Source organism: Streptomyces sp. NPDC002643, from assembly GCF_053592555.1.
Map to the genome: position 1 here is coordinate 1 of NZ_JBSFVY010000052.1, position 18,691 is coordinate 18,691.

Annotated in this window: 22 protein-coding genes; 10 read left to right on the top strand and 12 right to left on the bottom strand. The window is 71.1% G+C overall.

Going from position 1 to position 18,691, the window contains the following annotated elements; translation table 11 throughout:
- Positions 1–63: 63 nt before the first annotated feature.
- Complete coding sequence (locus ACWD4G_RS42375; RefSeq protein ID WP_451303483.1) at positions 64–789, bottom strand: helix-turn-helix domain-containing protein; 726 nt, start codon at positions 787–789, stop codon at positions 64–66.
- A 180-nt stretch (positions 790–969) separates the two neighbouring features.
- Here ACWD4G_RS42375 and ACWD4G_RS42380 point away from each other — a divergent pair, with 180 nt between their 5' ends.
- The 3 genes from ACWD4G_RS42380 to ACWD4G_RS42390 are packed head-to-tail and all read left to right on the top strand — an operon-like array spanning position 970 to position 1,969.
- A complete protein-coding gene (locus ACWD4G_RS42380) occupies positions 970–1,416 on the top strand; it encodes an ATP-binding protein (protein WP_451303485.1) in 447 nt (148 codons plus the stop codon).
- On the top strand, positions 1,404–1,664 hold the full coding sequence (locus tag ACWD4G_RS42385; protein ID WP_451303487.1) for a hypothetical protein: 261 nt from the start codon (positions 1,404–1,406) through the stop codon (positions 1,662–1,664). The genes ACWD4G_RS42380 and ACWD4G_RS42385 overlap by 13 nt, the downstream gene beginning before the upstream one ends.
- Entirely contained in the window at positions 1,655–1,969 is a 315-nt protein-coding gene (locus ACWD4G_RS42390) for a hypothetical protein (protein WP_451303488.1), read from the top strand. Before ACWD4G_RS42385 ends, ACWD4G_RS42390 begins: the two co-directional genes overlap by 10 nt.
- A 139-nt stretch (positions 1,970–2,108) precedes the next feature.
- On the opposite strand, the gene ACWD4G_RS42395 is transcribed toward ACWD4G_RS42390, so the two are convergent.
- Positions 2,109–2,891: a DUF899 family protein gene (locus tag ACWD4G_RS42395; RefSeq protein WP_451303490.1), complete on the bottom strand. Its 783-nt coding sequence runs from the start codon at positions 2,889–2,891 to the stop codon at positions 2,109–2,111.
- A 107-nt stretch (positions 2,892–2,998) separates the two neighbouring features.
- On the opposite strand from ACWD4G_RS42395, the gene ACWD4G_RS42400 reads away from it, so the two are divergent.
- Positions 2,999–3,217 (top strand): hypothetical protein, encoded by a 219-nt coding sequence (locus tag ACWD4G_RS42400; RefSeq protein WP_451303492.1) that lies wholly within the window; start codon positions 2,999–3,001, stop codon positions 3,215–3,217.
- On the top strand, positions 3,214–3,585 hold the full coding sequence (locus tag ACWD4G_RS42405) for a fic family toxin-antitoxin system, toxin component (protein ID WP_451303494.1): 372 nt from the start codon (positions 3,214–3,216) through the stop codon (positions 3,583–3,585). Before ACWD4G_RS42400 ends, ACWD4G_RS42405 begins: the two co-directional genes overlap by 4 nt.
- Before the next feature lie 79 nt (positions 3,586–3,664).
- Here ACWD4G_RS42405 and ACWD4G_RS42410 read toward each other — a convergent pair whose 3' ends face one another.
- From ACWD4G_RS42410 to ACWD4G_RS42420, 3 genes are all read right to left on the bottom strand, one after another.
- Positions 3,665–6,082: a serine/threonine-protein kinase gene (locus tag ACWD4G_RS42410; RefSeq protein WP_451303496.1), complete on the bottom strand. Its 2,418-nt coding sequence runs from the start codon at positions 6,080–6,082 to the stop codon at positions 3,665–3,667.
- A gap of 280 nt (positions 6,083–6,362) precedes the next feature.
- Complete coding sequence (locus tag ACWD4G_RS42415) at positions 6,363–7,289, bottom strand: VOC family protein (protein WP_451303498.1); 927 nt, start codon at positions 7,287–7,289, stop codon at positions 6,363–6,365.
- Positions 7,290–7,544: 255 nt separating this feature from the next.
- Positions 7,545–8,006: an Hsp20/alpha crystallin family protein gene (locus tag ACWD4G_RS42420; RefSeq protein WP_451303500.1), complete on the bottom strand. Its 462-nt coding sequence runs from the start codon at positions 8,004–8,006 to the stop codon at positions 7,545–7,547.
- Between the two features lie 673 nt (positions 8,007–8,679).
- Between ACWD4G_RS42420 and ACWD4G_RS42425 the strand changes: the two genes are divergently transcribed.
- Entirely contained in the window at positions 8,680–9,327 is a 648-nt protein-coding gene (locus ACWD4G_RS42425; protein WP_451303502.1) for a TetR family transcriptional regulator, read from the top strand.
- Between the two features lie 177 nt (positions 9,328–9,504).
- Here ACWD4G_RS42425 and ACWD4G_RS42430 read toward each other — a convergent pair whose 3' ends face one another.
- Both ACWD4G_RS42430 and ACWD4G_RS42435 read right to left on the bottom strand, forming a co-directional pair.
- Positions 9,505–9,981, bottom strand: coding sequence for a nitroreductase/quinone reductase family protein (locus tag ACWD4G_RS42430; RefSeq protein ID WP_451303504.1), 477 nt, complete (start codon positions 9,979–9,981; stop codon positions 9,505–9,507).
- A 32-nt stretch (positions 9,982–10,013) separates the two neighbouring features.
- The gene (locus ACWD4G_RS42435; protein ID WP_451303506.1) at positions 10,014–11,297 is read right to left on the bottom strand and encodes an acyl-CoA dehydrogenase family protein; all 1,284 of its coding nucleotides are present in this window, start codon (positions 11,295–11,297) and stop codon (positions 10,014–10,016) included.
- A gap of 134 nt (positions 11,298–11,431) precedes the next feature.
- Between ACWD4G_RS42435 and ACWD4G_RS42440 the strand changes: the two genes are divergently transcribed.
- Entirely contained in the window at positions 11,432–12,628 is a 1,197-nt protein-coding gene (locus tag ACWD4G_RS42440) for a thiolase C-terminal domain-containing protein (protein ID WP_451303508.1), read from the top strand.
- Positions 12,629–12,663: 35 nt separating this feature from the next.
- On the opposite strand, the gene ACWD4G_RS42445 is transcribed toward ACWD4G_RS42440, so the two are convergent.
- Positions 12,664–12,807 (bottom strand): hypothetical protein, encoded by a 144-nt coding sequence (locus ACWD4G_RS42445; protein ID WP_451303510.1) that lies wholly within the window; start codon positions 12,805–12,807, stop codon positions 12,664–12,666.
- Here ACWD4G_RS42445 and ACWD4G_RS42450 point away from each other — a divergent pair.
- Positions 12,787–14,181 (top strand): RNA-guided endonuclease TnpB family protein, encoded by a 1,395-nt coding sequence (locus ACWD4G_RS42450; RefSeq protein WP_451303512.1) that lies wholly within the window; start codon positions 12,787–12,789, stop codon positions 14,179–14,181. The genes ACWD4G_RS42445 and ACWD4G_RS42450 overlap by 21 nt on opposite strands.
- A 32-nt stretch (positions 14,182–14,213) precedes the next feature.
- The gene (locus ACWD4G_RS42455; RefSeq protein ID WP_451303514.1) at positions 14,214–14,942 is read left to right on the top strand and encodes a pyridoxine/pyridoxamine 5'-phosphate oxidase; all 729 of its coding nucleotides are present in this window, start codon (positions 14,214–14,216) and stop codon (positions 14,940–14,942) included.
- Positions 14,943–14,988: 46 nt separating this feature from the next.
- Here the strand turns inward: ACWD4G_RS42455 and ACWD4G_RS42460 are convergent, their stop codons facing one another.
- On the bottom strand, positions 14,989–16,116 hold the full coding sequence (locus ACWD4G_RS42460) for a DUF3500 domain-containing protein (RefSeq protein ID WP_451303516.1): 1,128 nt from the start codon (positions 16,114–16,116) through the stop codon (positions 14,989–14,991).
- On the opposite strand from ACWD4G_RS42460, the gene ACWD4G_RS42465 reads away from it, so the two are divergent.
- Entirely contained in the window at positions 16,085–16,327 is a 243-nt protein-coding gene (locus ACWD4G_RS42465) for a hypothetical protein (RefSeq protein WP_451303518.1), read from the top strand. The two genes, ACWD4G_RS42460 and ACWD4G_RS42465, sit on opposite strands and share 32 nt — an antisense overlap.
- Positions 16,328–16,459: 132 nt before the next feature.
- Here the strand turns inward: ACWD4G_RS42465 and ACWD4G_RS42470 are convergent, their stop codons facing one another.
- The 3 genes from ACWD4G_RS42470 to ACWD4G_RS42480 form a co-directional block, all read right to left on the bottom strand.
- Complete coding sequence (locus ACWD4G_RS42470; RefSeq protein ID WP_451303520.1) at positions 16,460–17,281, bottom strand: class I SAM-dependent DNA methyltransferase; 822 nt, start codon at positions 17,279–17,281, stop codon at positions 16,460–16,462.
- A gap of 98 nt (positions 17,282–17,379) precedes the next feature.
- On the bottom strand, positions 17,380–17,799 hold the full coding sequence (locus ACWD4G_RS42475; RefSeq protein ID WP_451303522.1) for a Zn-ribbon domain-containing OB-fold protein: 420 nt from the start codon (positions 17,797–17,799) through the stop codon (positions 17,380–17,382).
- An 83-nt stretch (positions 17,800–17,882) separates the two neighbouring features.
- Complete coding sequence (locus ACWD4G_RS42480; RefSeq protein WP_451303524.1) at positions 17,883–18,083, bottom strand: type II toxin-antitoxin system VapB family antitoxin; 201 nt, start codon at positions 18,081–18,083, stop codon at positions 17,883–17,885.
- Between the last annotated feature and the right edge of the window lie 608 nt (positions 18,084–18,691).

The window sequence follows — 18,691 nt, forward strand, 5'->3', positions numbered from 1 at the left end:
CGGGCGAGTAGACCTTCATCACCATAAGAGATCCCTCCTCCCCGGCCCCTACCGGGGCCGGGCTCAGAGGTGTCCACCACCCGGGGACAGGTCCCCCTCTGCAGTCGACTCAGGACCGAAGCCGAGGGACGCGAACGGAGGGGTTGCCGCAAGCACCGCCTGGCCGAAGGGGAGCACCCGTACCGTTACGTTCTCCCGCTCCCCCACCTCAAGGAGCGCGGACAGTTGTTCCCGGTACACCGCGACGCTCCGCAAAGGGTGGACGATCACGGGCTCCCAGATGATGAACTCGTACGACGTCCCGCCTTCAGCAATCTTGGCCCGTCGCCTCGTGCGCACCTCAACCAGGAGGCTGACTCGTTCGGGTGCGACCGCCAGAGGCCCCGTGGTAATCAACTCCTCTGTATAGGCAGCGGTCTGCAGAAGTCCTGGAACGAGAGTTGGGTGCCAGTCCCAGAAAAAGGTGGCGTCGTCCTCCAGCATGATGTGGTCCACGTAGTCCGACCGCAGGTGCTCGGCGTACTCATGCCACCAGCCGCGCCGGTTCGCGTCCTTGGCCAACTTCTCCAACCGGCCGCGTACTTCCGGATCTTGGACACCATACGCGTCCAGCATCACGCGGACCTCGATCGCGCGGGCGATGACGTGTCCGCTCTCGATGCGGCTGACCCGAGCCTGATGGTTCGCGATGGCCTCTGCGACCTGCGGCTGATCGAGCTTGGCAGCCAGCCGGTACTTCTTCAGCGCCGCCCCAAGTCGCCTGCTGCGCACGGTGGGCCGTCCTGCCACGAAGCGCTCACCTCTCATCCCCGAGTCATGCCAGCACCACTGTAGAGGCAGCCGAGCCTCCTATCGATCTCTATTTATGTAGCTGGACCGATTGCAGCTAACTCTATATATGCAATAACCTCGCTGCACACGCACCACTACAGCGCGTGACTTGACCGCACGTCAGGGGGTCTATTCGCCATGCCCGCTCTCGCCCGACGCCCCGTCATCCCACGTCGCGACAGCTTCCGCATCCCCAAGCGCAGAAGACACGTCCCCGAAGCCCGTTCCCAAGTGCGGCGCATCCTCAAGGACTGGGCCGTGGGCGGTGAACTCGCCGATGACATCGCGACCGTGGCCACCGAACTCGTCAGCAACGCCGTACTTCACTGTCGGGTGACCCTCGCCGAGATCGAGGTCGTCGTGTCGATTCGCGGCTGTGGACTGCTGCTTGAGGTGTCCGACCCGGACCGGGACCGGCCCCCGGCCGCACGCCCGGCCCACGGCCCGGAGGGCGACGGCGGGCGCGGGCTGGTGCTCGTCGGCGCCCTCTCCGAGCGGTGGGGGCACGACGTACGGCCGTACAGCAAGTGTGTGTGGGCGTACTTCCTGGTGCCGGAGAAGGAGGCGTCCCCGTGCGGCAGTTGACACTCCCGCTCGCCCTCCCGGCCCCGCCGCCGCCCTCGCTCTCGCTCAACCCCGAACGCGCCCGGTGGCGGCGCTGGGCCGCCCGTGCGGCACACCAATGGGCCGCCCACGGCCGCTGGCTGCCCCACGTCCCCCGCGAACCCTGCTGGGAGCCAAGGCCCCCGCAGCCGGACGTACACGCCGAGCGGGACCTCGTACGGCCTTACGTCACCGCCTACTTGAGCGAGGAGCCACCGAGATGGACCTGAACGACCAACCCGGCGGTGACGAACCGGAACCGCGGCCCAACACCCCACCGGACCCGAAACCCGACCCGAAACCGAACCCGGCACCGGCCCCGTCCCCGGAGCCCGACCCCGTCATGGCCACCTTCCGCGCCTGGCTCGACCACATCCTCGCCTGCGGCGACTGCTACGGCGGCGGCCGCCCCACCGCACGCCACTGCTACCACTCGGCACTGCTCGGCGACCGCCACCACGAGGCCGCCAGAGCCGCCCGAGCCGACAGAGCCGCGCAAGCCACCCGAGCCGCCCGACAACCGCCTCGGCGCTGACCGCACCCCGCGCCCGCACGCCTCCCCATCCCCACCCCGCCGCATGGCGCCCCACCCGCCCCCGGCGTAACGTCATGGCCGGACGGCCGCCGTCCCACCCCCTTCCTGACGACGGCCGTCACCCAAGACGACCACCAGGTCACCCGTGGCAGCAGCCTGAGCCCCCCGCACTACGGGGCCCTCCGCCGTGGAGGTCGTCGTCGTGCCCGGCGGCGACGCGGGACCACTGCGCGGTCGGGCGGCCGTTCTCGCGGAACTGGCCGCCGAGGGTGTCGTACGGCTGCGGCCAGCCGGGCGGGGAGTCCTCCCAGGTCTCCTGGCGGCCGCGGACGGTCATGTCGAGGATGCCGTAGGACGGCGCCATGGGTTCGACGCCGCGACCGGTGGTCCAGTACGTCTCGTACACGCGGTCCCCGGCGCGGAGGTAGCACGCCTTCATCCCGAAGTGGCGGCCGGCGACGAGCCGTTCGTGGGACTCGGCGGGTACGGAGTACCACGGCAGGTCCCAGCCCATGAAGCGGCGGTAGCGGTCGGACTCCTCGTAGGGGCCCTGGCAGAACACGGCGAAGGTGACGTCACGCTGGTGCAGATAGGACAGCTCCCGGACCTGGCCGGTGAAGAAGGTGCAGCCCTCGCACTGGTCGGCGGCGGCCTGGCCGTCGTGCCACATGTGGTACGAGACGAACAGCTGGGTGCGCCCCTCGAAGACGTCGATCAGGGGGACGTGCCCCTTGTCCCCGACGAGCGGCGCCGACGGGTCCACCTCGGTCATGGGCAGCCGCCGCCGGGCCGCGGCGATCGCGTCACCCTCGCGGGTATGCGCCTTCTCCCGGCCCCGCAGGGTGTCGACAGCGGCCAGCCACTCCCGGCGGGAGACGACCGGCGGCCTGTTCTCAGCGGTCTGAGCAGTGTCAGCAGTCATGCCCCTACCGACTCCGCTCCGCGCGAGAACTCATCGGCCGAGCGCTCCGGACTTCCCCTGGTATCAGCCAATAGCCCACCCCTGGTATCAGGTGGCACCTTCCCGGCGTGGCCAAGACGCAGATCAACATTCGCATGGATGACGAGACCGCCGAGATGGCACGGCAGGCGGCGGCGACGCGGCGGATACCGGTCAACGAGTACGTCGAGCAACTCATCCGGAACGACAACGAGCAGCTGCGCGCCGTGTTCATGGCCGCCGCGCAGGAGGTCCTCGACGAGTACGGCGATCTCATCGACGAGATCGAGGGGGAGCCCGGCCGGTGAATGCCGACATCGACCTCGCATGGATTCTTGAGGTCGCGCGGCGCGCCGGGCAGAACGATCCGGCCATCGACGACTACGGCGTCGCGATCGCCGCCGTCGAGCGCCACCGGGCGGCCGTCGTCGGCCAGGACGTGTATCAGGGGGCCTACGCCAGGGCAGCCGCCCTCGCTCACACCCTCGGCCGCATGAGGTGGCTGGAGCGGTCGAACCTACGGGTGGCGGTCGCGGTCGCCCACGCCTACCTGATCGCCTCCGATGTCCCGGCCAAGCTCGACCAGGAACGGGTTTCCGCCCTGGCGGCCGAGCTGAAGAAGGAGACCTGCACCGCGCGAAGCGTGGCGGACGTGCTCAGGTCGTGGGCTCTGTAGACCAGTCGCAGGTTTCGCAGACCTGTCGCGCGCCCTGCCCGCGCCCCCGAAGGGGCACAGAGGCAGGGCATGCGTCAGGTCACGACGTCCGGGCCGTCCCCGTGCCCTTCTCCGCGTCCAGGGCGTACACGCAGCGGTCCTTGCTGCACGCGTACACGACCCCGTCCTTGACCACCGGCGAGCCGGTGATCTCGCCGCCCGTCGCCAGCTTCCAGCGCAGGCGGCCGTCGTCCGCCTTCAGGGTGTACAGCAAATGATCGGTCGAGCCGAAGTGGATGCGGCCCTCGGCGACCGACGGGGCGCCGACGATCTCGCCGCCCGCCTGGAAGCGCCACTTCGGCGTGCCCGTGACCGCGTCCAGCGTGTACAGGCCCTTGCCGCTGCCGACGTGAACATGCCCGGCGGCGACGAGGACCGGCTCCAGGGAGGAGCGGGACTCGGTCGCGATGCGCCAGCGGTCACGGCCGTCCGTCGCGTCGAGGGCGTAGACCGTGCCCAGGTAGTCGGCCAGGTACACGCCGCCGCCCGTCACCGCCGGGCCCGGCGCGAACGTGGGCGCGGAGAGGAAGACGGCCGGCGCCTCGAAGTGCCAGCGGACATGGCCGCTCGCGATGTCCACGGCGAGGACCCGGCTGCCGGCGGCGACGTACACGTAGCCGTCCTGCGCCGGGGTCAGCCGGACCGGGACGCCGCCGCAGGACGCCGCGTCGCCGACCGGGTACGACCAGCGCTCCTCACCCGTACGGGCCTCCAGCGCGCGCAGCCTCGCGTCGCGCCAGATGTACACCGTGCCGTCCTGGACGACCGGGCCCGCCTCGGGGGTCTCGAAGTCGGTCTGGGCGCCGGTCAGTTCCCAGAGCTTCTGCCCGTTGGACGCCTCCCAGCCCTGTACGCCGCCGCCCCGGGTCGCGGTGACCACCGTGCCCCGGTCGGCCTTGAGCGAGTACACCCAGGCGTCGGTGGACAGGCGCCAGAGGTCCGTGCCCTCGCGGGCGTCCAGGGCGAACAGCGTGGGGCCGTCCGAGGCGTGGATACGGCCGTCCGCGACCGACATCGACCAGGCCACGTCACGCGTCTTGAAACGGCGGCGGCCGGTCGCCACGTCCAGGGCGTGCACCTCGAACGACGTGACGTAGACGAGGTCGTCGGCGACGGACGGGGTGCCCCAGACATCGTTCGACATCCGGAACCGCCAGGGACGCCAGCCGGAGGCGGCCGGATCGGGGGCGGGCGGGGCGGTGGTGGGGGGCGCGGGGTCGGCGCCGTTCACTCCGGCGCGCGGCCGGGACCAGGACGCGGCGAGGCCCGCCTCGGGAGGAGGCGCCTTCACGGCGGCGGCACGGGCGTCGGCCACCCTCGGCCCGGGCCCGATCGGCACCTGGGCCCCGGCCAGCCGTACGGGCCCGGCGGTGTCCGGGGCGCCGCCTACGGACACGGGAGAGCCGGGCGCGGGCTCGTACGACGGCGGGGGCGGGGGCGGCGGTACGGGAGCCCTGCCCGGACCCGCGCTGGGGCCACCGTGGCCACCGTGGCCGCCGTGGCCCCCCGGCCCGCCATGGCCGCCCGGCCCGCCGGAGGTCTGCTGCGGCTTGGCCGCCGGACGCCCCCCGCGTCGGGTCTCGATCAGGGCCACCGCCTTCTCCGGCAGCCACGCCGACGCCGTACCGCTGTCGTCCGAACCGGACGCGAAGAGATGGGGCGCGAGCTGGGCCTGGAGGTCGGCGGGGTTGGGGCGGGCGGTCGGGTCCATCTGCATACAGGACTCGATGAGGGGGCGCAGGTCGTCCGGCAGCCCGGAGAGGTCCGGCCCCTCCCTCAGCAGCATGAAGACGGTCTCGACGGGGTTGGCGCCATGGAACGGCGCGTGCCCGGTGGCGGCGAACACGAGCATCGAGCCCAGCGAGAAGACATCGCTCGCGCCGGTGACGCTGCGCGAGTCCTTCGCCTGCTCGGGGGACATATAGGCGGGCGTACCGACGGCGACGTTCGTCATCGTCAGACGGGTGTTCGAGACGCCGGACGCGATACCGAAGTCGATGACGCGCGGCCCGTCCTCGACGACGAGGACGTTCGACGGCTTGAGGTCCCGGTGGACGAGCCCGGCGCCGTGGATCGACTGGAGCGCCTCGGCGACGCCGGCGGCGAGCCACCGCACCGCCTGGACCGGCATCGGCCCGCAGTCGTTCACTATCTCTTCCAGCGAGGGCGCGGGAACGTACGCGGTCGCCAGCCACGGCACGGCCGCGCGCGGGTCGGCGTCGACCACGGCCGCCGTGTAGAAGCCGGACACCGCGCGGGCCGCCTCGACCTCGCGCGTGAAACGCACCCGGAAGAGCTGGTCCTCGGCCAGTTCCGTCCGCACGGTCTTGATCGCCACGCGCCGCCCCGACGCCGAGCGCGCCAGATAGACCAGCCCCATGCCGCCGGCACCCAGCCGTCCCAGCACCTCGAACGGCCCGATCCGCCGCGGATCGTGCTGCGTCAGCTGATCCACCACTTGCCCTGCCACCTCCCCGTACGGCCCCGCGTCACCCACGTTGTGAACGCGCCGCCGTGCAGCGTCTCACCACCGCACCGCCATGACGGCACGCACCCCGATTCTTCCTGTACCGGGGGCAGGTTGCGAACCCGGGGGCGGATCGGGGTGTCTCAGGACAAAACCACGTTGTCCGCCCCCTGGGAAGCGGGAGCCCGGATGGTGGGACACCACGACAAGCGCCGTACCACCGGCGCACAACCCCCGCTCGACCGGCCGCGCGACGCCCCGCGCGCGCCCGTCATCTCCCGGTCGTACGCCCGTCGTCCGCGCCTCGGTCCCGCTCTCCGCCAGGGGCCTCACGCCGGTCGCCGCGCTGGTCAGCGCCCCGGCCACCGCTCTCGCCACCCTCTCGTGGCTCCCCCTCGCCCTCCTCCGCCCGCGGCAGATCATCCGCCCGCGACTCCCCCTCCCGCGCCTCCTGCTCCCATCCCTCCCCGCCCCTCCGCCGGAGCAGCGCGAAGGACGCCCCCTGATTGTCCGTGACGACCGCCACATTTCCGTAGGACGTCTCGAACGGGGGTGTGGTCACCCGCCCTCCGAGCCGGCTGACGGTCCCGAGGGCGGCCTCGACGTCGTCCGTGCCGAAGTGGACGAGGAAGTGGGGAGGCATCTCGGCCGGGAACACCTCGGTGAGCGCGGCCCGTCCGAAGTCCGGGGCGGCCTCCGGCCCGAACAGCGCGTCGTGGAAGAGGTGCGCGTAGAAGGAGTTGGCCGCCTGGGTGTCCCGTGTGTACAGCTCGGCCCACGCGAACGTGCCCGCTTCGTGCCGCCGCCCGAACCCGAGGTGCGTTCCCGCCTGCCACAGCCGGAACACCGCGCCCTCCGGGTCGGTGGCCAGCGCGGTGACACCGAGGGGGCCGAACGGCGTGGGCGGCGTGATGATCCGCCCGCCGGCCGCGGTGATCCGCTCCGCGAGGCCTACGGCGTCCGGGGTCGCGAAGTACAGCGTCCAGACGGTGGGCAGCCGCCCGTCCGGCTTGGGCGCGAGGGCGGCGACGGGGGCGTTCTCGCGGTACGCCCAGACCTCGTGCGCGCCGTCCGAGGAGGCCACCCGGAACGTCCACCCGAACAACTCCCCGTAGAACCGCTTCCCCGCCTCCACATCGGGCAACTGCGCATCGACCCAGCAGGGGACGCCCTCGCCGTACGCACGGGACCGCCCCAAGGCCCCGGAATGACCGGAATGAACCGTCTGCTCACCCATACCGCCAAGCTAACGGCCGCTTACGCGGGGCGCGCGGCGGAAGCGCTCCGCTGGGGGCCGGGGGGGGTGCGACGGCGGGGACCCGGGCGCACGTCGCAAAGGGGTGGCGCGGGTCCCCCGCCGCGAGGACGACTCCCGGTGTCACGCGGAGTCGGTGTATCGCTCGGAGTCGTTGTGTCACTCGGAGTCGCTGTGTCACTCGGAGTCGGTCGGCCCTCAGTCCGTGATCTCCACATGGCGAGGCTTGCTCGCCTGGGCCTTCGGGATGGTCACGGTGAGGACGCCGTCGGTCAGGGACGCTCGCACGTTCTCGGCCTTGGCCTCGGAGGGCAGCAGCGCCCGGTACTCGAAGCGCCCCGAGCGACGGGTGGCACGGCGGAGCACACCTTCGCGTTCGCGCTCCTTGAACTGCCCGGTGATGGACAGCTCGCGGTCGCCGATCTCGACGTCGATGTCCTCCCGCTTGAGGCCGGGCAGCTCGCACTCGATCACGAACGCCTCGTCGGTTTCGCGCAAGTCCGCGAGCGGCGCCCACGCCGACGTCTCGGACAAGGACGGCGCGGCAGCCTCCAGGAACCGGCTCATCCTGTCGAACAGCTCGTCGAACTCGCTCGCCATCGGTTCACGGAACGCCCGCTCCAGCAGGCCGCCGGGCCGGTATCGCACAGGCAGTGTCATCGCGGTTCACCTCCGGAAGACGGAAAGGTACCTGTCCGCTCCTTCCATGGTCGCTCCGAACGGAGACGAGCGGCGACCGAGGCCGTACGTCACGGTGTGCGCCCCCCCAATGCGCGGGGCGCACACCGCCGTACCTCGAATGGGGCAACGCCCATCGGCACGGCCCAGGGTGTGGTCACCGAGGGTGATCGGTGACCCGGCAGCGGACGCGCTGGTGTCCGACCTGATCGACAACAATCAGGTCGACGGGGTCAACGGGCTCTTCCGCACGGTCAACGTGGACCTGTCCCACCCGCCGGAGCCGCTCGCCCAGGGCATTGGCCCCCAGCGGGCGAGGTTGAAGGGCAACGCCCCCCGACCATGCCCCCGGGCGGACCCCCGTGACCGCAGGGGGCGAGGGGCGGCAGCGCCCGGGAGGGCGGGCGAGGGGCGGCAGCCTCTGGGGCCGGGTTGATGGGAAAGCGCCCCTGGCAGGGACCGGGGCGGAGCCCCTCCTCGGGGGCCGGGGTTGAAGGGGCGGCGCCCCTGGGGGAGGGAAGGGTAAGGGCGGCGGGGGCGAAAAGAACCCGCCAACACGGCCCGGCCCCCAAACTCGAACCCCTTGGTGAAGCCCGTACTCCCCATTTGCAGTCGGCCGAATCGCGCTCCGATCACCCCTCGGTAAGCTGACGGCATGACAGGACAAGTGCGTACCGTCGACGGCCGCGTGGCCGGCCGGCGAGGGCAGGCGACCCGGCAGAAGCTGCTCGACTGCCTCAGCGAGATGCTCAGCTCGTCGCCCTACCGTGACGTCAAAGTCATCGATGTCGCCCGCAAGGCGGGCACGTCCCCGGCGACCTTCTACCAGTACTTCCCAGATGTGGAAGGCGCGGTCCTGGAGATCGCCGAGCAAATGGCCGCCGACGGCGCCACGTTGACCACCCTCCTCGAAGACCGCTCCTGGGTCGGCAAGGCCGGCTGGCAGACCGCACAGGAACTCGTAGACGGTTTCCTGGAGTTCTGGCGCAAGAACGACGCCATCCTCCGCGTCGTCGACCTGGGCGCCGCCGAGGGCGACAAGCGCTTCTACAAGCTCCGTATGAAGATCCTGAACTCGGTCACCAACTCCCTCGCCGAGACGGTCCGCGAGCTCCAGGCCAAGGGCCGCGTCGACAAGGACGTCAGCCCGATGGCCCTCGCCGGCTCCCTCGTCGCGATGCTCGCCTCGGTCGCCTCGCACCAGAAGGGCTTCCAGTCCTGGGGCGTGAAACAGGCCGAACTCAAGCCGAACCTCGCCCTGTTGGTCCACCTGGGCATCACCGGCAGGAAGCCGACGAAGTAGCCGGCCGTAGTCGGCCCGACGGCGTGCAAGCCGCACCACAGCATCACCCGGCGCGAGCCGGAGAGCCGAGGGGCAACGCGAATCCTGTCACGCGGGCGGCACCCTCCCAGAGGTGCGCCGCCCGCCGCGTCCACACAACCCCCGGCCGACATGAACCGCCCCACACCCAGGCCCACCTCACCGCCGTACGATCCGGAACACCCGTATCTCCCGGTCCACCCGCGCCTGATACGTCGAGTACGGCGGCCAGAAGTTCAGCAGGGCCTTCCAGGCGGCGGCCCGCTCCTCCCCCGTCAACAGCTGGGCGGTGACCGGGATGTCCTCCCCCTGCCAGCTGATCGAGGCGTCGGGGTGGGCGAGGAGGTTGGCGGTCCAGGCGGGGTGGTCGGTGCGGCCGAAGTTGGAGCCGACCAGCAGCCAACTCCCGCCGTCCGCCTCGGGCATGCACGCCAACGGCGTACGACGCGGCACCCCGCTCCTCGCCCCGGTCGCGGTCAGCACCACTCCCGGCAGCAACTGCGCGCTGAGCAGCACCTTTCCCCGGGTCACCCGATGCACCGCACGGTCCAGCGCGGGAATGACATGCGGCGCGACCCGCGCGAACGCCGGCGCGGAGGACACCTTCTGCACCCACCGCACCCCCATGTTCTTCATGCGCCGCCCCACTCCCCGAACTCCCCGAGCCATCAGTCCCGCACCTCCTCGTCGAAGACCCCCGCCGCCTCGGCCGCCCGCGCCCGCAGCCGGTGCACCGGCCCGAACAACGCCTCGTCCCCGGCCGCCCGCTTGAAGTACAGATGAACCTCGTGCTCCCAGGTGAACCCGATGCCACCGTGCAGCTGAATCCCCTCCCCGGCCGCCACCCGCAACGCCTCAAGCCCCTGCGCGAGCGCCAGCCCCCCGACCGACTCCCGCCCCGGCGCACCACCCGGCCCCGGAACCCCCGCCCCCGGCGCACCACCCCGGCTCGCCTCCCCCGCACCCGCCGCCCACGCCGCGTAGTACGCCGCCGAGCGCGCCGCTCCCACCCGCACATACACCTCCGCGAGCCGGTGCTTCACCGCCTGGAACGACCCGATCGGCCGACCGAACTGCTCCCGTTGCCGCACATACGCCACGGTCCGCTCCAACGCCCGCTCGGCGGCCCCCACGGCCTCGGCGGCGAGCACGGCGGCGGCCCCGTCGCCGAGGACGGACAGCGCGGACGGCACATCCGCGTTCTCGTCGTCGCCGAGCAACTCCGCCTCCACGTCCCGCAGTTCGAGCCGCGCCGACGACCGGGTCTCGTCGAGCGCGGTCTGCCGTACGCGTACGAGGCCCCCGGCGCCCGCGCCTTCACGCTCAGCCGCAGCCGCGTCCACCAAGAACAGCAACGTCCGCGACCGCGCGTACCCCCCGGCGTGCGCGGCCACCAGCACCACCCCCGCACTGTGCCCGTCGAGCACCTGCCCGACCTCGCCGTACAACCGCCAGCCACCCCCACCTCCCCGTCGCGCCTGCACGCCCCCGGCGCGCCCGCCCCCGGCCCACTGCCCACCACCGTCCCCGCCGTCACCGGTCAGCCCCAGCGCGACACCGAGGGCGGCCCCCGGTACGGCGAGCGCGGCGGTCAGTCGCCCGGAGGCGAGGCGGGGCAGTAGGCCGGCGCGCTGGCGCTCGGTCCCGAGGGCGAGTACGAGGGGGGCGACGAGCGCGGCGGTGGACAACAACGGCGTCGGGGCCAGAGCCCTCCCCAACTCCTCTGCCACCAGGGTGAGTTCGGTGAGCGAGCAACCGACGCCGCCGTACGCCTCGGGGAGAGCGAGCCCGGGGAGGCCGAGTTGTTCGGCGAGGGCGGACCAGAGGGCGGGGTCGTAGCCGCTCTCCGTCCGCACGGCCGCCCGCACCTCCTCCGGACCGCACCGCTTGAGCAGCAACTCCCGTACCGTACGCCGGATTTCCTCCTGCTCGGAGGTGAAGCGGGCGTCCATGACCAGGCCCCCAACCGCCCGCAGCCGGGCTTCGCGACACCGATCTGACGGTCCGTCATATTAGGGCGGAGGGAGAGAGAAGCACAGGGTCTGCCCGGGGTCCACTCCCTTATATCTGATGTACCGTCAGATCTATGTCTACTGTCACCGGGGCCGGGCGACGGCGTCGGAAGGTGGCCGTCGTGGGGGCCGCCCTCTCCGACTGCGGCAAGGTCGACGGAACCACCCCCTACGCCCTCCACGCCCAGGCGGCCCGCCGGGCCCTGGCGGACGCGGGCCTGGAGCACACGGCGATCGACGGCCTCTGCTCGGCCGGGCTCGGCACCCTCGCCCCGGTCGAGGTGGCCGAGTATCTGGGGCTGCGGCCGACCTGGATGGACTCGACCTCGGTCGGCGGTTCGACCTGGGAGGTCATGGCGGCGCACGCGGCGGACGCGATAGCCGCCGGCCACGCCGACGTCGTACTCCTCGTCTACGGCTCCACCGCCCGCGCCGACATCAAGGCGGGCCGCCGCACCGGCGACCTCTCCTTCGGCGCCCGGGGCCCGCTGCAGTTCGAGGTGCCGTACGGCCACACGCTGATCGCCAAGTACGCGATGGCGGCCCGCCGCCATATGCACCAGTACGGCACCACCCTCGAACAGCTCGCCTCGGTCGCCGTACAGACACGGGCGAACGCGGCGGCGAACCCGGAGGCGATGTTCCGCACCCCGATCACGATCGACGACGTACTCGGCTCCCCGCCGGTGGCGGACCCGTTCACCAAGCTCCACTGCTGCATCCGCTCGGACGGCGGCGCGGCGGTGCTGCTGGCGGCGGAGGAGTACGTACGGGACTGCCGGCCCGCGACTCCCGTCTGGGTGCTCGGCACGGGTGAGTACGTCTCCCACACCACGATGTCGGAGTGGGAGGACTTCACGGTCTCCCCGGCGGCGGTGAGCGGGCGCCTGGCCTTCGAGCGCGCGGGCGTACGCCCCTCGGAGATCGACTTCGCCGAGATCTACGACGCGTTCACCTATATGACCCTGGTGACGCTGGAGGACCTGGGCTTCTGCGAGAAGGGAGAGGGCGGCCCGTTCGTGGACGCCGCCAAGGGCCGCCTCACCCTCACCGGCGACCTCCCCACCAACACCGACGGCGGCGGCCTCTCCGCCCAACACCCCGGAATGCGCGGCCTGTTCCTCCTGGTCGAGGCCGTACGCCAACTCCGCGGCGAGGCGGGCGAGCGCCAGGTCCACCGCGCCGACGGCCAACTGCCCCACCTCGCCGTGGCCTCCGGCACGGGCGGTTGGTTCTGCTCCTCGGGGACGGTGGTGCTGGGGCGCGGGTGAATGCGAGTCCCCGCGGAGCAGGGCAAGAACAGCCGTTACTCCTCCTGGGCGGAACGGCGTTCACCCGCCTCGACGGCACGTCGCACTAGGTACAGCAACTCCGAGTCGGCGGAGCGCTCTTCGGACGCGGCGAGATCTTTGACGAGCAGGAGCAGCAGATGCTGCTGCACTGCGCGCACGCCCGGTACGTCTGGAACCTCGCCGTCGAGCAGCACACGCACTGGCGCAGGTGGCGAAAACCCGCGCCAGGCTTCGCGGAGCAGTGCCGCCAGCTCACCGAAGCCCGACGCGACAACGAATGGCTCGGCGCCGGGAACGCCGACGTGCAGCAGCAGGCGCTGAAGGACTTCACCAAAGCCAAGAAGGCCCGCTTCACCTCCGGGTTCGGTGAGCCGACCTGGCGCAGGAAGTTCCGTCACGAGGGTTTCCGGGTCATCAAGGTGCCCGGCTGCGGCTGGGTCCGCCTCAGCGTCAAGGGCAAGGGTGCGCTACTGCCCGAGGCGAAGACGTTCCGGGTCACCTTCCGCAACGGGCAGTGGCACATCGCCTTCGCGGTCATCCCCGAGCCCACACCCGCACCCGGCACCGGCAAGGTCATCGGTATCGACCGGGGCGTGACCATCACCGCCGCGCTGTCGGACGGCCGCACCCTGAACTGCCCGCAGCTCACCGTCAAGCAGCGTGCCCAGATCCGCAAGCACCAGCGGCGCGCGGCACGGGCGAAGAAGGGCAGCCCCGAGAAGGCGGCCGAGTACGCGAAGGCCGCCAAGCTCAAGGCGCGGGAGGTAAACCGGCGCAAGGACTGGTGCGAGAAGACCAGCACCATGCTCGCCCGCGACTACGATCTGATCCGGTTCGAGAAACTGAACATCAAGAACATGACCCGCTCGGCGAAGGGAACCGTCGAGCAGCCCGGCACCAACGTCGCCCAGAAGTCCGGTCTCAACCGGGCGATCCTCGCCCAGGGCTGGGGTCTTCTGCGGCAGCGCACCGAGCACAAGGCCCCCGGCCGGGTCCGGGACGTTCCAGCCCCGTACACCAGTCTGCGGTGCAGTGCCTGCTGGGGGCACCTCCCACGCCCTCAAGGCAGTGGGGGAGGACCGACAAGAACTCGCGCAAGAGCCAAGCCGAGTTCGTCTGTTTTTCCTGCGGCTTCACCTGCAACGCGGACACCAACGCGAGTATCAACGTCGCGGCAGGACAGGGCGGGATTCCCCGCCCCCGGCGCTCAGCCGGTGCCGGAGGGACGACACCGCCCACCAAGCGGTCGAGCGTCCGTGAACCTCAACCCAACTGGGCTGGAATCCCCCTCTTTTAAGAGGGGGAGGATGTCAATACTGGAGCACCCTGACCGCCACCACCCTCCTCCGCCTCCCCACCGCGCCGCGCACCCCCGACACCGATCGCCTCGCCGACGCCATCCTCCGCGCCAACGACCAGGACTGGCACCTCGTCCTGTGGATGCGGACACAGGACGAGGGCGAGGGCGAGAGGCCCGAGGAGGGCGAGGGCGAGAGGCCCGAGGAGGACGGCCGCCGCGGAAAGCCCCATAGGGAGCTGTCGGCCCCATGAGACAGTCGAGGTCATGAGCACCAACACGCCCGCCCAGAGCCCGGAACCCTCCACCCCTCCCTCGCCCTCCTCTTCCTCCCCCGCCGAGTTCGTGGAGGCCCTGCGGGCGTCGCGGGTGTGGGACGCGCGGGTGACCACGTTGCCGTCGTTCGAGCCGGGTGGGGCGCCCGGCGAGCCGTTGGGGCTGTTCACCGCGTGGTTCACGGAGGTGGTGGCGGCCGGGGAGGTCGAGCCGCACACCATGTCGCTGGCGACGGTGGACGCGGAGGGCCGACCGGACACCCGTACGGTCATGCTGCACGACGTCGACGCCCACGGCTGGCACTTCGCCACGCACGCCGGAAGCCGAAAGGGCCGGCAGCTGGCGGGACGCCCGTACGCGGCGCTCGGTTTCTACTGGCCCGTACTCGGCCGCCAGGTACGGGTGCGGGGCCGGGTCGTGGTGGAACCGGCCGAGGTCGCGCACGCCGACCTGCACGCCCGTTCGACGGGAGCACTGGCAGCCGCCCTGGTGGGCCACCAGAGCGAAGTCCTCTCCTCGTACGCGGAGTTGGAACGCGCCTCCGAGGCCGCCTGGACCCGCGCCGAACGCGAACCGGACGCCCCGGTTCCGTCCTGGACGGCGTACGTCGTGGAGCCGGACGAGGTCGAGTTCTTCCAGGGCGACGCGAGGCGACGACACGTACGGCTCAACTACCGCCGGGAGGGCGAGGGTTGGATCACCGAGCTGCTGTGGCCCTAGAACCCACTCCGCTGCCGCCCCCTCCGCCCGCCACGCCGCCCTCCGCTCAGTGGTCCGTCTCCAGGTGGAGCTTCAGCAGGTCGATGCCGTAGTCGCCGCCGTTCGGGGTGCGGATGATGGTGTGGATGTGCTGCTGGGTGGGGGTGCCGCCGGGCCCGCCCATACCGCCACCGCCGCCCCCGTTCCCACTGCTGTCGTCGGCGTTCTCGGTGCTCTCGGCGTTGTCGGGGTTGTAGGCGAGCGGGGACTGGGCGTCGTACTCGATGAGGACGACCGGGCTGTGTATCCGGTAGTAGAACGCGGAGTCGTCGTCGGTCTCGCCGATCCAGAGGAAGTAGGTGTCGTCGAGGTGCTCCTCGACCTCCTTCATCTTCACGTCGGCGTGGGCGTCGGCCATGTTGCCGACGTAGACGCGCACGAGGGCGAGCAGTTTGCCGCGCTGGGCGTCGGTCCAGTCGGCGGCGGCGAGACCCTCGTAGGCGAGTTCGAGGTTGTCTCGCCCGGCACCGGCCTTGAGGTTGTCGCCGGCCTTGGACTCGGAGGAGATGACCTTCTCGCGCTGGGCATCGGTGAGGGAGCGCAGGAGGGTCAGCCCGGCCGTCGTCTCCTTCTTGAACGTCGTGATCTTCTCGCCCTGGTAGGTCGCGGACGTCGGCTCGGAGCCCATGAACGTCGGGGTCATGACGACCTGGTCGCCGAGGACGAAGTAGTTGATGGCCAGGTGGTGGCCCTCGTACTGGAAGCCCCACGGCTTGGTGGTGGACGGCGTGCCCATGAAGGTGAAGTAGTAGTGCCCCTCGGTGAGGGTCTCCTTGCCGCCGCCGTTGTACTCGCCCAGGAACGCGTTGAGCTTCATGATGTTGCGGGACTGGGTGAGCCCGTCGGCGGACAGCGCGACACCGAGGAGCGCGAATCCGGCTGCGCGCCGCTTCTCGGTGAGGTCGCCCATCCGCACGCCCTGGCGCTCGTAACCGTCGACGTTGCTCCACTTCAGCCACTCGTCGTCCTCCACGTCGAAGACGCAGGACTTGCGTTCGCCGCTGCTCAGCCCGTCCAGGAAGGCCTGCGCCTTCCGCACGATCCTGTCGGTGGACACCCCGGTGGAGTGGATCGAGTACAGATCCTCGACGACCTTGCCGTCCGTGGTGACGCCGACGAAGTCCGCGTACTTCACCTCGCTCGCCCCCGGCCCCATGCCCCCACCACCCCCGCCGGGTCCTCCGGAGGGCATCCCGCTCGGCGCGGCGGAAGAGGAGGACGAGGCGGACGAACTCGCCGTACCGGACGACGATCCCGACGAACACCCGGTCATCGTCGCCATCGCGGCCACACCACCGGCGAGCAGCGCCTTGTTCATGAACCAGCGCCGGGTGCGCTCGGCCTGAGGGGTACGGGTCCGATGCCCATGGCTGTGGCCGTGGGGGTGGCTGTGACCGTGGGCATGGTCGTACGAAACGGGATGCGCGTTCTCAGTCATGCGCCCAAGGTCGGGGGCGGAGCTGAAGCATTCCTGAAGGTCAGTCCCCGGCCTTCTCCCACACCGACACATGACTGGTGCTGTCGTTCGTGAACGGCTCCCTGTTCCACCCGGCCCAGCGGTGGCGCAGCCGCATCCCGGCGAGCCGGGCCATGAGATCCAGCTCGGCCGGCCACACGTACCGGAACGGCAGCGACCAGTGCGTCGTCCGCCCGTCGACGGTCATGACGTGGTGCGACCGCATCCCCTGCGTGGCCACGTCGTACGAGTCGATCCCCAGCCGGTCCGGCCCGATCCGGTACGGCACCGCGTTCTGCCCCGGCGGCAGCCGGCGCAGGTCCGGCACACCGACCTCGATGACGAAGCAGCCGCCGGGTACGAGGTGGGCGGCGGCGTTGCGGAAGCAGTCCACCTGGGCGTCCTGCGAGGTCAGGTTGTTGATGGTGTTGAAGACGAGGTAGGCGACGGCGAAGTCCCCGTCCACCTCGGTCGTGGCGAAGTCCCCGATGGTGACCTCGATGTCCGCCCCGCCCGGCTTGGCCCGCATCCGCTCCACCATGGCCCGCGACATGTCGATCCCGTGCACGGGCACACCACGACGGGCGAGGGGGAGGGCGATACGTCCGGTGCCGACACCGAATTCGAGCGCGCGGGGCTTGCCGGTCCCGGATGCCCCGGAGCCACGGTGTTCCTCGGCCAGCCCGGCGATCAGATCCACGACCGGTTCAACGGCCTCCGCGCTGAACATCTCGGCGGACGTCCGGTCGTAGCGGGCGGCGACGACTTCCCCGAAGTAGCCGTCGGGGTCGGCGGGTTCGACGTATCCGTGTCCGTCTTCGTCTGCGCGCGTCTCGGAAGGCATACGGGGACGGTAACGACCCCACACCCGGCCCCGCACACGAATTTTCCCCACCCGGCGGCCACGGTTCGCGGCGCCCGCCCGTTCCAACGCGTACGCCCTCAAGCCCGCCCACGAAAAACGGGCACGGCGACCCCGTCCACCTCCCTGAACACCACCTCAAGCCCCATCCCCACCCGCAACGCCCCCTCCTCGCACTCCACGACCTCACTCATCATCCGAGGCCCCTCGGCGAGTTCGACGACGGCCGGAACGTACGGCACCCGCTCCCCGAACGGCGGCAGATCGTTGCGATGCACAACGGACCAGGTGTAGAGCGTGGCGAGCCCGGACGCCTCCTCCCACCCCACGTCCTCACCCCAGCAGTACGGACAGAACTCGCGCGGATAGTGATGCGCCCGCCCACACCCCCCACACCGCCGCACCAACAACCGCCCCGCGGCAGCCGCGTCCCAGTACACCCGAGTGAACTGATCGACATCCGGCACATCGAACCGAACGCCCCACCCATCACCGCCCATTGGCACCTCCCCGGCCTCTTTCTGACGGTACGTCAGTCAAGCGGCCGGGGAACAGAGCCCGGTTGCCCCACAGGGGCGGCCGCTCACCCCTGCGGCTCCTGCGGTCTGCTCTCGACCTCCCGCAACCCCTGATCCTTCAACTCCGTACGCGCCTCCGTCCGATGCCCCCGAGCGATGTAATCCCGAACAACCAACTCAACGGCATCCTGGGGCGACCCCACCCCCGCGAGCACCATCGCCTCCACCACCAACTCGGCATCCAGACTGACGCTGACCTTGGCCATGACACTCCCTTTCGCCACACGCTGTCCGACCCCAACGATCCCATCCGACCCACCGAACGACACCGGCCAGCTCCAGCGCAGTCGGCGCTTCGGGACCCCGATCGCCTTCCAGGTCACCGCCAATCCGCCGCCGCGCCTTCGAGTCGGTCACCACGCCGCCGCCGACCTGCCCCAAGGACGTACCGCACATGGTTCGCCCCGGCCCGAGCGCATACTCCCGGCACACCGTCTCGAAGTGCGGCCCGGCCACCCGCGCCGCGAACGCTCCGCCGACGCCGCCCACACCTGCGCCGCCTGACCGCTCTCCAGCCAGGGACCCGACCACCCCTCCCCCACATTCCAAGAGACCTACGCCACAAGCCCCACCCATCTCTCCTACAGGCGTGATCAATCCGCAACCAATTCCGGGCTTGACCGAGACCCATCAAATGAGCGCGCGCATACGCTCGGCACATGGCCGACCCCGCAGCTTCCGACTCCCCCGCGCCCGCCTCCGCCCCCGAGGCATCCGACACCGCCGCGCCCGGCGTCACCGCCTCTGGCATCACCGCGTCCGACGCCACCCCGTCCGGGTCCGCTTCCGCCGCGCCCGAGACCTCGGCGGCCGG

What these genes read in the sequence shown, in the direction of transcription:
- ACWD4G_RS42380 (WP_451303485.1), top strand. Translation starts at nt 970, where the DNA reads ATGCCCGCTCTCGCCCGACGCCCCGTCATCCCACGTCGCGACAGCTTC.
- ACWD4G_RS42390 (WP_451303488.1), top strand. Translation starts at nt 1,655, where the DNA reads ATGGACCTGAACGACCAACCCGGCGGTGACGAACCGGAACCGCGGCCC.
- ACWD4G_RS42425 (WP_451303502.1), top strand. Translation starts at nt 8,680, where the DNA reads ATGACAGGACAAGTGCGTACCGTCGACGGCCGCGTGGCCGGCCGGCGA.
- ACWD4G_RS42480 (WP_451303524.1), bottom strand. Translation starts at nt 18,083, where the DNA reads ATGGCCAAGGTCAGCGTCAGTCTGGATGCCGAGTTGGTGGTGGAGGCG.
- ACWD4G_RS42430 (WP_451303504.1), bottom strand. Translation starts at nt 9,981, where the DNA reads ATGAAGAACATGGGGGTGCGGTGGGTGCAGAAGGTGTCCTCCGCGCCG.
- ACWD4G_RS42395 (WP_451303490.1), bottom strand. Translation starts at nt 2,891, where the DNA reads ATGACTGCTGACACTGCTCAGACCGCTGAGAACAGGCCGCCGGTCGTC.
- ACWD4G_RS42440 (WP_451303508.1), top strand. Translation starts at nt 11,432, where the DNA reads ATGTCTACTGTCACCGGGGCCGGGCGACGGCGTCGGAAGGTGGCCGTC.
- ACWD4G_RS42435 (WP_451303506.1), bottom strand. Translation starts at nt 11,297, where the DNA reads ATGGACGCCCGCTTCACCTCCGAGCAGGAGGAAATCCGGCGTACGGTA.
- ACWD4G_RS42475 (WP_451303522.1), bottom strand. Translation starts at nt 17,799, where the DNA reads ATGGGCGGTGATGGGTGGGGCGTTCGGTTCGATGTGCCGGATGTCGAT.
- ACWD4G_RS42470 (WP_451303520.1), bottom strand. Translation starts at nt 17,281, where the DNA reads ATGCCTTCCGAGACGCGCGCAGACGAAGACGGACACGGATACGTCGAA.
- ACWD4G_RS42455 (WP_451303514.1), top strand. Translation starts at nt 14,214, where the DNA reads ATGAGCACCAACACGCCCGCCCAGAGCCCGGAACCCTCCACCCCTCCC.
- ACWD4G_RS42450 (WP_451303512.1), top strand. Translation starts at nt 12,787, where the DNA reads ATGCTGCTGCACTGCGCGCACGCCCGGTACGTCTGGAACCTCGCCGTC.
- ACWD4G_RS42420 (WP_451303500.1), bottom strand. Translation starts at nt 8,006, where the DNA reads ATGACACTGCCTGTGCGATACCGGCCCGGCGGCCTGCTGGAGCGGGCG.